The sequence below is a fragment of the Streptomyces sp. MBT65 genome, assembly GCF_016612545.1.
Lineage (GTDB): Bacteria > Actinomycetota > Actinomycetes > Streptomycetales > Streptomycetaceae > Streptomyces.
This window is the reverse complement of sequence record NZ_JAENRY010000394.1, coordinates 1-10,402: the sequence shown is the minus strand read 5'-3', so window position 1 is coordinate 10,402 and position 10,402 is coordinate 1. Positions and strand designations below refer to the sequence as shown.

At 71.4% G+C, this 10,402-nt stretch carries 10 protein-coding genes; 6 read left to right on the top strand and 4 right to left on the bottom strand.

The window, feature by feature from the left end:
* Positions 1–190: 190 nt before the first annotated feature.
* A complete protein-coding gene (locus JHN63_RS46080; RefSeq protein ID WP_200691107.1) occupies positions 191–1,360 on the top strand; it encodes a thiolase family protein in 1,170 nt (389 codons plus the stop codon).
* A 19-nt stretch (positions 1,361–1,379) separates the two neighbouring features.
* Here JHN63_RS46080 and JHN63_RS46075 read toward each other — a convergent pair whose 3' ends face one another.
* A complete protein-coding gene (locus JHN63_RS46075; RefSeq protein ID WP_200691106.1) occupies positions 1,380–2,183 on the bottom strand; it encodes a TVP38/TMEM64 family protein in 804 nt (267 codons plus the stop codon).
* Between the two features lie 50 nt (positions 2,184–2,233).
* On the opposite strand from JHN63_RS46075, the gene JHN63_RS46070 reads away from it, so the two are divergent.
* From JHN63_RS46070 to JHN63_RS46055, 4 genes are all read left to right on the top strand, one after another.
* Positions 2,234–2,956, top strand: a complete 723-nt coding sequence (locus JHN63_RS46070; protein WP_200691105.1) for a DNA alkylation repair protein — start codon at positions 2,234–2,236, stop codon at positions 2,954–2,956.
* Between the two features lie 266 nt (positions 2,957–3,222).
* Positions 3,223–4,392 (top strand): elongation factor Tu, encoded by a 1,170-nt coding sequence (tuf, locus tag JHN63_RS46065; RefSeq protein ID WP_200691104.1) that lies wholly within the window; start codon positions 3,223–3,225, stop codon positions 4,390–4,392.
* A gap of 198 nt (positions 4,393–4,590) precedes the next feature.
* Positions 4,591–5,439 (top strand): patatin-like phospholipase family protein, encoded by an 849-nt coding sequence (locus tag JHN63_RS46060; protein WP_200691103.1) that lies wholly within the window; start codon positions 4,591–4,593, stop codon positions 5,437–5,439.
* 103 nt (positions 5,440–5,542) lie between these two features.
* Complete coding sequence (locus JHN63_RS46055; RefSeq protein WP_200691108.1) at positions 5,543–6,334, top strand: spermidine synthase; 792 nt, start codon at positions 5,543–5,545, stop codon at positions 6,332–6,334.
* Here the strand turns inward: JHN63_RS46055 and JHN63_RS46050 are convergent.
* Positions 6,296–7,663 (bottom strand): MFS transporter, encoded by a 1,368-nt coding sequence (locus JHN63_RS46050; protein WP_200691102.1) that lies wholly within the window; start codon positions 7,661–7,663, stop codon positions 6,296–6,298. The two genes, JHN63_RS46055 and JHN63_RS46050, sit on opposite strands and share 39 nt — an antisense overlap.
* A 115-nt stretch (positions 7,664–7,778) precedes the next feature.
* Entirely contained in the window at positions 7,779–8,801 is a 1,023-nt protein-coding gene (locus JHN63_RS46045) for a hypothetical protein (protein ID WP_200691101.1), read from the bottom strand.
* A 153-nt stretch (positions 8,802–8,954) separates the two neighbouring features.
* Here JHN63_RS46045 and JHN63_RS46040 point away from each other — a divergent pair, with 153 nt between their 5' ends.
* Positions 8,955–9,392: a DUF4442 domain-containing protein gene (locus JHN63_RS46040; RefSeq protein WP_019071039.1), complete on the top strand. Its 438-nt coding sequence runs from the start codon at positions 8,955–8,957 to the stop codon at positions 9,390–9,392.
* 89 nt (positions 9,393–9,481) lie between these two features.
* Here JHN63_RS46040 and galU read toward each other — a convergent pair whose 3' ends face one another.
* Positions 9,482–10,384 carry a UTP--glucose-1-phosphate uridylyltransferase GalU gene (galU, locus tag JHN63_RS46035; RefSeq protein WP_307782150.1) on the bottom strand — a complete coding sequence of 301 codons (903 nt, stop codon included), beginning with the start codon at positions 10,382–10,384 and terminating at the stop codon, positions 9,482–9,484.
* Between the last annotated feature and the right edge of the window lie 18 nt (positions 10,385–10,402).

The following is a 10,402-nucleotide window of genomic DNA, read 5'->3' as shown; positions in this document are numbered from 1 at the left end:
TTGGGGGCGGGCTTGACTTTAGGGGCGGGCTTGTCTTTGGGGGCGGCCATGGCGTCCAGTCTAGGGCTCTTTCACGGGTGGGTTTGATTTTCCAACTGACGGGTCTATGGTGAGTTTGGATTTCCTACTCACCGGTAGTTCCGGTCGCTCTGGTTGTTCTTTCTGGCTGGTCATCCTGGAGGCCCGCATCATGCGTGACGCAGTGATCGTCGAAGCCGTACGCACCCCCGTGGGCAAGGGCAAGCCGAACGGCTCCCTTGCTCAGGTCCACCCCGTCGAACTCCTCTCGCACACTCTGCGCACCCTCGTCGAGCGCACCGGGATCGACCCGGCGCTCATCGACGACGTCATCGGCGGCACGGTCACCCAGGTCGGTGAGCAGGCCGTCAACATCACCCGGCAGGCCGTGCTGTCGGCGGGCTTCCCGGAGTCGGTGCCCGCGACCACCGTGGACCGCCAGTGCGGCTCGTCCCAGCAGGCTGTTCATTTCGCGGCGCAGGGCGTGATCTCCGGGGCGTACGACCTGGTCGTGGCCTGTGGAGTGGAGTCCATGGGGCGCGTGCCGATGGGGTCGAGCGTGCTGCCCGGCACGGATCCCTTCGGCCCCGGAGTCGCCGGGCGTTACCCGGAGGGACTCGTCCCGCAGGGCATCAGCGCCGAACTCATCGCCGCCAAGTGGTCGATGACACGGGACCAGTTGGACGCCTTCGCGGTCTCCTCGCACCACAAGGCGGCCGCCGCCTGGGACGCCGGACTCTTCGACGCCCAGGTGGCACCCCTGGCGGGCGCCTCGCGGGACGAGTGCGTACGGCCCGGCAGCACGGCCGAGATCCTGGGCGGACTCAAGCCCGCCTTCTACGACCCGACGTACGCCGAGCGCTTCCCGCAGATCGAGTGGAACATCACCGCCGGCAACTCCAGCCCGATCAACGACGGAGCCTCCGCGGTCCTGATCACGTCCAGCGAGACGGCGGCCCGGCTCGGGCTGCGCCCGCTGGCCCGGCTGCACAGCTTCGCGGTGATCGGTGACGACCCGCTGCTCATGCTCACCGCGGTCGTCCCGGCCACCGAGAAGGTGCTGCGCAGGGCCTCGCTCACGCTCGACGACATCGACCTGTTCGAGGTCAACGAGGCGTTCTCCAGCGTCGTCCTGGCCTGGCAGCAGGAGACGGGCGCGGATCTCGCCAAGGTGAATGTGCACGGCGGGGCCATCGCGATCGGCCATCCGCTCGGGGCGAGCGGGACCCGGCTGACGACCACGCTGGTGCACGCGATGCGGGACCGCGGGGCGCGCTACGGGCTGCAGACGATGTGCGAGGCGGGCGGTCTGGCCAACGCGATGATCCTCGAAGCCGTCTGACGCGCCCGCGCCCGGTCGCTCAGTCGCCCCGCAGGTGGTGGCGCTTGCGCCAGGCCACCACCGCGCCGCCCAGGGCCGGCAGGGCGATGCAGGCCATGGCGATCAGGAAGGCCGGCGACGTGGGGCTGGAGGCGCGGGCCCCGGCGACGACGTACGCGGCGGTGTTCGGGAGCGAACCGAGCGCCGTCGCGAGCAGGAACGGCAGCCAGCGCATACGGGAGACGGCGGCGCAGTAGTTCACGCCCCAGAACGGCAGACCCGGGAAGAGCCTCGCCGCCATCATCGAACGGAAACCGTGCCTGCTGAGCTGGCCGTCCGCCGCCTTCAGCCACCGGCCCCGCAGCAGCGGGCGCAGCGCGTCCTGGCCCAGCACCCGGCCCAGGCCGAAGGAGATCGCGGCGCCGAGCACCGTGCCCGCGAGCGCCGACGCGGTGCCGAGCTGGGAGCCGAACAGCGCGCCCGCCGCGAGGTTCAGCAGGGGGCGCGGTACGAACGCCACGCTGCACAGGCCGTAGGCCGCCGCGAACACCAACGCGGCCATGGCGCCGCTGAGTTGGGGCGGCCAGCCGTCGGAGAGAAGTCTCTGCGGGTGGAAGAGCAGCACGGTCGACGCCGCCCCGGCGAGCAGGACCAGCAGCAGCGACAGCCGCGACCACGGTGAGAGCAGGGCTCTCGTGCAGCGCGCGGCGAAGCCGGTCGGGGCGTCGGGCACCAGGAGGGCGACGGGCACGGCCGCGGGTACGGCCACGGCGAGCTCCGTGGCTACGGCCCGGGGAGAGGCCGTGGCGGTGCCCCCAGAACGGGTGGTGGCATCGGCGAGCATGTCGGCGACACTAACCGACCTGTGTATGTGATCGCCGTATGGTTCGTCTCATGAGCGTCACAGGTGCGGGCACCGTGCGGGTGCCGGACAGTGTTCTCGCGGACACCGTGCTGGAGCGGCTCACGGCCACGTACGGTGCCGCGGCCGACCCCGAGCGGGCCGTGCCCATGCGGGCGTACATGAAGGACGTGGCGCCCTTCCTGGGCCTCACCACACCCGTACGCAGGGCGTTGTCCCGCACGGTCCTGGAGGACACGCCCCGCCCCGACGAGGCCGACTGCACCGCGATCGCCCTGCGCTGCTGGGAGCTGCCGGAGCGGGAGTACCAGTACTTCGCGGTGGACTACCTGCGCCGCCATGTGAGGCACTGCACGTCCGGCTTCCTGCCGGTCGCCCGACATCTCGTATCGACCGTCCCCTGGTGGGACACCGTCGACGCACTCGCCTCCCACGTAGTGGGAGGCCTGGTCGTCGCCGATCCGAAGCTGAAGACCGACATGGACGAGTGGATCGTCGACGACGACCTGTGGGTCGCCCGTACGGCCCTGCTCCACCAGCTGCGCTACAAGGAGCACACCGACACCGAACGCCTCTTCGCGTACTGCCTGCGCCAGTCCGGGCACCCGGACTTCTTCATCCGCAAGGCGATCGGCTGGTGCCTGAGGGAGTACGCCTGGACGGACCCCGAGGCGGTCCGGGACTTCCTGGCCCGGGAGAAGGGGCGGTTCGCGCCGCTGTCGGTGCGCGAGGCGCTGAAGAACATCGGGGCCTGAAGTCCCTTCCGAGGTCCCTGTACTGATAAATCGTTCGACGCGGGGCAAAGCGTCGGCAATGATCGGAGCCATGTTCCGGTACGCCTTCCACCTCGCAGCATCCGCGGTCGCGGATGCCCCGAAGGCTGCCGTTCCCGCACTCGTCGCCGCAGTCGACGGCGCCCGAAGCTGACCCTCTCCGGATCGTCCGGCGGACCCCACAGGGGGAGGGTCGGCGAGTCCTCGGGGTCCCCGCAATCCACGTCACCAGGCTTCGAGGTACCGCCATGTCCAAGACGGCATACGTCCGCACGAAACCGCATCTGAACATCGGCACGATGGGCCATGTCGACCACGGCAAGACCACCCTGACCGCCGCCATCACCAAGGTCCTCGCCGAGCGCGGCGCGTCCACCTTCGTCCCCTTCGACCGCATCGACCGGGCGCCGGAGGAGGCCGTGCGCGGCATCACCATCAACATCGCGCACGTCGAGTACGAGACCGACACCCGGCACTACGCGCACGTGGACATGCCCGGCCACGCCGACTACGTCAAGAACATGGTCACCGGGGCCGCGCAGCTCGACGGGGCGATCCTCGTCGTCTCCGCGCTCGACGGGATCATGCCGCAGACCGCCGAACACGTGCTGCTCGCCCGGCAGGTGGGCGTCGACCACTTCGTGGTCGCGCTCAACAAGGCCGACGCGGGCGACGACGAGCTCACCGACCTCGTGGAGCTGGAGGTCCGCGAGCTGCTCACCGCGAACGGCTACGGCGGCGACTCCGTACCCGTGGTCCGGGTGTCCGGCCTCAAGGCCCTTGAGGGGGACCCCCGTTGGGAGGCGTCGATCGACGCACTGCTCGACGCCGTGGACACGTATGTGCCCATGCCCGAGCGGTACCTGGACGCGCCGTTCCTGTTGCCGGTCGAGAACGTGCTCACGATCACCGGGCGCGGGACCGTCGTCACCGGTGCGATCGAGCGTGGCACGGTACGGGTGGGCGACCGGGTCGAAGTGCCGGGGGCCGCCGTCGACACGGTGGTCACCGGCCTGGAGACCTTCGGCAAGCCCATGGCGGAGGCGCAGGCCGGCGACAACGTCGCGCTGCTGCTGCGCGGTGTCCCACGTGACGCGGTCCGTCGCGGGCACATCGTCGCGGCGCCCGGCAGCGTCGTCCCCAGCCGTCGTTTCTCGGCGCAGGTGTACGTCCTGTCGGCCCGCGAGGGCGGCCGTACGACGGCGGTGTCGACCGGCTACCGGCCGCAGTTCTACATCCGCACCGCGGACGTGGTCGGTGACATCGACCTCGGCGAGACGGCGGTCGCGCGCCCCGGCGACACCGTGACCATGTCGGTCGAGCTGGGTCGTGACGTCCCGCTGGAGCCGGGGCTCGGCTTCGCGATCCGCGAGGGCGGGCGGACGGTCGGTGCCGGGACGGTGACCGAGGTCGGCTGAGCGGGGTGGGTGCCCGTCCCTTCGGGGGCAGGCACCCTTTCCGTGTCCGGTTTCCCGTGTCTGGTTTCCCGTGTCTGGGCGCGCGATCCCGGCTGTCCGAGGCCGGGGACCCGGACGCGTATCCGCGATTGTCAGTGCCGTGCGCAAGACTTGATCGCGGCGGCAGTTGTGGCGAGGCGTGGGGAAGGCGGGAGCACCATGGCGGGCAAGGCACTTGTGCTGGGCGGCGGAGGCAGCAGTGGGATCGGCTGGATGGCGGGGGTGCTCTACGGGCTGAGCGAGGCCGGCGTCGATCTCGCCGACGCCGATGTCGTGATCGGCACATCGGCGGGTTCGGCCGTCGGGGCGCAGGTGCGGGCGACCACGCTCAAGGAGGTCTACGAGCGTCAACTCGCCGTACCCGAGGGCGAGATCCCCGCCCGACTCGGCAAGGGCCTGATGCTCCGCTTCGTGTGGGCGACCGTGACCGCCCGTACCCCCGAGGCGTACGGGCGGAAGATCGGCCGGATGGCACTCGCCGCCAGGACACCTTCCGCGGTGGCCCGGCGCGCGGCGATCGAGACCCGGCTCGTCTCACCGGAGTGGCCCGAGCGCGCGTTGCGCCTCACCGCCGTCGACACGGTCACCGGCGAACTGCGGGTCTTCGACAAGGACAGCGGGGTGTCCCTGGGCGACGCCGTAGCCGCGAGCTGCGCGGTCCCCGGGGTGTGGCCCCCGGTCACCATCGAGGACCGCCGCTGGATCGACGGCGGCATCCACTCACCGGCCAACGCACAGCTCGCCGAGGGCTACGACCAGGTCGTCGTCCTCGCGCCGATGACCATCGGGGGCGGCCCCCTGGTGTCGGCGGCGACCCAGACCCGCCGGCTCGTGGAGCAGGGCGCCCGCGCGGTCGTCGTCTCGCCCTCCCCGGAAGCGAAACAGGCCTTCGGCAGCAATCTGCTCGACCCGTCGATACGGGCGGCCGCGGCACGGGCGGGACGGGAGCAGGCGGCGGCGCACGTGGCGGAGGTGGGGGAGGTCTGGCGGACTGGTCAGCCCGGGTGAACCCACCCCACCAGCCCGGCACAATGGACCCGTGAACGATCCGCTACCCGTCGACGAGCCGATACCCGTGATCCGGGACGTCGATCACGGGGTCGCCAGACTCATGCCCGATGTGGACCGGGCCCGGGCCTGGCTGCTGACCGTCGACGGGGCACCGCAGTCCTACGTGGACCTGGACGCGCCGACGCACCTGGAGTTCGAGTACACACGGCGGCTCGGGCATGTGCTGGACACCGTCGCGGAACCGGGCCGCCCGCTGGACGTGCTGCACCTGGGCGGCGGAGCCCTCACGCTGCCCCGGTACGTGGCGGCGACCCGGCCCGGCTCGCGGCAGGACGTGGTCGAGGCCGACCGGGGGCTGCTGGAACTGGTCACCGAGCACCTGCCATTGCCGGACGGCGCCGGCGTCACCGTGCACGGAGCCGATGCCCGCGCCTGGGTGGAGGCGGCGCCGGACGGTTCGGCGGATGTGATCGTCGCCGATGTCTTCGGCGGCTCACGGGTCCCGGCGCACCTCACGTCCCTGTCCTACGCCCGCGAGGCCGAACGTGTCCTGCGCGCCGACGGCGTCTATCTCGCCAACCTCGCGGACGCCGCGCCCTTCGCCTTCCTGCGGGCCCAACTCGCCACGTTCGCCGCGGTGTTCCAGGAACTGGCGCTGATCGCCGAACCGGGCGTCCTGCGCGGCCGCCGCTTCGGCAACACAGTGCTCGTCGCCGCACACCACCCGATCGACGCGGCGGCGCTGACCCGGCTCGTGGCCTCGGACGCGTTCCCGGCGCGGCTCGAACACGGGCCCGCGCTAAGGGAGTTCATCGGCGGTGCGCGACCGGTCCGCGACGAGGACGCCGTGCCGTCACCCGTGCCCCCGGACGGGGCGTTCGGCATCGGCTGACTCGGTATCGCCTGATTCCGTATCGCCTGGTTCGGTGTCGGCCGACTCGGGGGCGGCTGAGTCGTCCGAGGCATCCCGCGCCTCCCGCGGTGCCGCCCCCGTGCGCCGCCGCAGGTTCCGTACCTCCGGCACGCACAGCACCGCCCCCGTGACCACCGTGACCAGGGCCGCGCACCCCCACAGCGCCGCCGTACGCCCGAAGGCCGACTCCGTCGGGCCCGCCGCCGCGGCGGCGAGCGGCATCAGCGCGATCGAGCCGAACCAGTCGTAGGCCGCGATCCGGGAGAGCTTCTCCTCGGGGATCTCCTGGTGCAGGGCGGTCATCCAGCTCACCCCGAACACCTCCACCGTCGCACCCGCGACGAACATCACCACGAACAGGACGCCGACCGGCACCGGTACCGCGAGCGCGGCGGACGGGAGGGCCAGGGGGAAGATGCCGAGCATGCCGGCGAGGAGCAGGCGGCGGGGTTTCCAGCGGGTCATCAGCAGGGCGCCGGCCACCGTGCCCGCGCCGAACGCGGCCAGGGCCAGGCCCCACGGGCCCGCGCCGCCGAGGCTGTCGCGGGCGACGAGCGGGCCGTAGACCGCGTCCGCCGCGCCGACGACCGCGTTCGCGATGGAGAAGGCCACGACGATGGACCACAGCCAGGGCCGGCCGATGAACTCCCGCCAGCCGTCGCGGAGATCGGCGAGCATCCCGCCGCCCGGAGCGCGCGGCGGGATGTGGCTCACGTCGAGGAAGGAGCGCAGGGCCCCCGCGACCGCGAACGCCGCCGCGTCGATCGCGAGCACCCAGCCCGGGCCGACCGCGGCGACCAGCGCGCCGCCGAGCGCCGCGCCGCCCAGGGACGCGCCCTGCATCGCCATCCGGAACACGGCGAACGCCCGGCCCGCCTGTTCGCCGCTCACCGTGGACATGAGCATGCCCTCGGCCGCCGGGCCGAAGAACGCCTGGCCGGTGCCGCCCAGCGCGGTCAGCAGCATCATCTGCCACAGCCGGGGCTCGCCGGTGAGGACGAGCACCGCGAAGACCGCCTGCGACACACAGCTGAGGGCGTTGGCCGCGACCATCACGTGGTGCCGTGGCACCCGGTCCGCGATCGCGCCGCTGATCAGCAGGAACACCACCAGCGGCAGCGTGCGCGAGGCGGCCACCAGACCCACGTCACCGCTGTCGCCGCCCGCGTCCAGCACCGCGAACGCGGAGGCGATCAGCGCGCCGTTGCCACCGAGACCGGTCGCCACCGCGGCGGCGGTCAGCAGGCTGTAGTTGCGGCCCGCCCAGTCGGGTCGGCGCGGTCGACGGGAGGCGGGGGCGACGGTCACCGGCCGACTATCGCCGCCGGGACCGCACCCTGCCAAACAGTTTGCTGCCAGAATCCAGCCAAACGGTCACCGGTCACCGGTCGCTGGCCATCGGCCATCGGTCGAGGTCAGCGCGTCAGCTCGTGCTGCCCGTCGGGTCACCGTGCAGTCGTACGGTGCTCAGGATCTTCTGCACCGTCGCGTCCGGGATCTCCTCGCTGACGCCCTTCGCGCCGTAGAGCGTCCAGGAGACGAAGTCGTCCGCCGAGTTCTTGAAGGCGAACGTGGTCGCCTTGCCGTCGGAGGAGCACTTGCCGGTCTTCGGGACGCCGGACGTGTACGAGGTGGCGACGCTGCCGGCGACACCCGACTTCGTCGTGTAGGGCTTCGCCGTGCCGATCTTCAGGTACTTCTTGGACGATTCTTTCTGGTCCGTGTACCCGCCGAACGCGAACGCGGCCGCGTCACCGCGCGCGGTGCTCGCCGTGTCCTTCGCCCCGTCCTCGCCCTTGGTGCCGCTCGTCGCCAGCCCCGAGGTCTCCTTGGTGCCGTCCTTGTCGTCGTCGGACTCGCACCAGTTCTGCTTCAGATAGGCGGGCGCGGAGAAGCCGATGTACGGGGAGCCGTCGCCCTTCACCTCGTCCTCGAAGAAGGTGAAGGTGCCCGGCTTGCCGACCTCCCAGTCGGCGGGGACGTCGAACGCGGTGCCGTACTTCTGGTTGACGACGACCTTCCAGCCCGCGATCGTCGGCTTCTCGGTCTCGTTGCCGCGCGGGTTGTCGTCCGAACCGGAGGTCTCCGAGGACGACGTGCTCGGGTCCGTCGACGGCGACCGGCTCGATGTGTCCTTGCCGCCGTCCGCCTTGTCGTCCTTGTTGCCACCGCCCAGGACCAGGAACCCGGTCACACCCGCGGCCACGACGACGGCCGTGGCGGCGACGATCGCGACCACCTTCGTCCGGTTCCCGCCACCCCCGCCCTGCGGCGGCTGCGGTCCGCCCGCCGGATGCGGAACGCCCCAGTGCGGTTGCTGCCCATAGGGATGGGGCTGCTGGTAGCCGGGCTGCTGATACGGATTCGGTTGTTGGTACCCCGGCTGCTGGTACGGGTTGTCCTGCGGGTTCTGCTCGCCCCCGGGCGGCTGCTGTCCTGGCCACATGGGCAGCAACCCTAGTGCGGCGCGGGACACGGTGAGGTCACCGCCCCTTGTCAGGGTCGTACCAACTTGGTGGGGGTGATGTGTGCGGGGCCGCACACATCTGGCCAGATTCGGCTACTCGTGGGTAACATCAGCGCCATGAGCGCTGACCAGATGTCCATAGGCGAGTTGCTCGCCGCCACGGTGCCGATGGTTCGGACCCTGAACCTCGAGTACCTGGAGACCAGTCCGGAGCGGGCCGTACTGGCGCTGCCGGACCAGAGCGAGTACCGCAACCACGTCGGCGGGCCGCACGCCGGTGCCATGTTCACCCTCGGCGAGTCCGCGAGCGGCGCGATCGTCCTCGCCGCCTTCGGCGACCAGCTCTCGCGGGCCGTGCCGCTCCCGGTCAACGCGGAGATCGCGTTCAAGAAGATCGCCCTCGGCCCGGTGAAGGCCACCGCGACCCTCGGCCGCCCCGCCGCCGACGTCGTCGCCGAACTCGACGCGGGCGAGCGCCCCGAGTTCCCGGTCACCGTCGCCATCCAGCGCGAGGACGGCGCCGTCACGGGCGAGATGACCGTCACCTGGACCCTCCGGCCGAACGGCTGACCATCGCCAACCAGAGGTGAACTGAGCGGAGTTGATACGAGGGCCCGGTCATCGCGTACGGCGTGACCGGGCCCTCGTGTGCGCGGAGTTCAGGCGGCGATCCGCGCGCCCTCACCCTCACCCTTGTAGGGCTCGCCGTTCTCCAGTCCCGCCACGAACTCCTTGAGCCATGCGACGAATTCAGGACCCAGGTCCGAGCGGTCGCAGGCCAGCCGGACCACCGTGCGCAGATAGTCGGCCTTGTCGCCGGTGTCGTAGCGCAGGCCCTTGAAGACGACTCCGTGGACCGTGCCGTCGGCAGCCAACTCCTGGAGGGCATCGGTGAGTTGGATCTCGCCGCCGCGGCCGGGCGGGGTGCGCTCCAGGGTGGGGAAGATCGCGGGGTCCAGGACATAGCGGCCGATGACGGCGTAACGGCTCGGCGCGTCCTCGCGGGAGGGCTTCTCGACGAGGCCGGTGACCCGTACGACACCCTCCTCGCCGGTCGGCTCGACGGCCGCGCAGCCGTACAAGTGGACTGATTCCTCAGGGACTTCCATGAGGGCGACCACGCTGCCGGCGTATCGCTCGCGGACCTCCAGCATCTGGCTGAGCAGGGTCTCGCGCGGGTCGATCAGGTCGTCGCCGAGGAGGACGGCGAAGGGCTGGTCGCCGACGTGATGGCGGGCGCACAGCACCGCGTGGCCGAGTCCGAGCGGGTCGCCCTGGCGGATGTGGTGGATGTCGGCGAGGCGCGCGGGATCGCGTACGGCGTCCAGGCGCACGGTGTCGCCCTTGGCCGCCAGGGCCTGTTCGAGTTCGAAGGCGTGGTCGAAGTGGTCCTCGATGGCGCGCTTGTGCCGGCCGGTGACCATCAGGATGTCGTCGAGCCCGGCCGCGGCGGCCTCCTCCACGACGTACTGGATCGCGGGCTTGTCGACGACCGGGAGCATCTCCTTCGGGGTCGCCTTCGTCGCGGGCAGGAACCGCGTGCCGAGCCCGGCGGCCGGCACGCGGTTCCTGCCCGCGAC

Excerpts from the sequence above, each read along its gene's own strand:
- JHN63_RS46080 (WP_200691107.1), top strand. The coding sequence starts at position 191 with ATGCGTGACGCAGTGATCGTCGAAGCCGTACGCACCCCCGTGGGCAAG.
- JHN63_RS46075 (WP_200691106.1), bottom strand. The coding sequence starts at position 2,183 with ATGCTCGCCGATGCCACCACCCGTTCTGGGGGCACCGCCACGGCCTCT.
- JHN63_RS46070 (WP_200691105.1), top strand. The coding sequence starts at position 2,234 with ATGAGCGTCACAGGTGCGGGCACCGTGCGGGTGCCGGACAGTGTTCTC.
- tuf (WP_200691104.1), top strand. The coding sequence starts at position 3,223 with ATGTCCAAGACGGCATACGTCCGCACGAAACCGCATCTGAACATCGGC.
- JHN63_RS46060 (WP_200691103.1), top strand. The coding sequence starts at position 4,591 with ATGGCGGGCAAGGCACTTGTGCTGGGCGGCGGAGGCAGCAGTGGGATC.
- JHN63_RS46055 (WP_200691108.1), top strand. The coding sequence starts at position 5,543 with ATGCCCGATGTGGACCGGGCCCGGGCCTGGCTGCTGACCGTCGACGGG.
- JHN63_RS46045 (WP_200691101.1), bottom strand. The coding sequence starts at position 8,801 with ATGTGGCCAGGACAGCAGCCGCCCGGGGGCGAGCAGAACCCGCAGGAC.
- JHN63_RS46040 (WP_019071039.1), top strand. The coding sequence starts at position 8,955 with ATGTCCATAGGCGAGTTGCTCGCCGCCACGGTGCCGATGGTTCGGACC.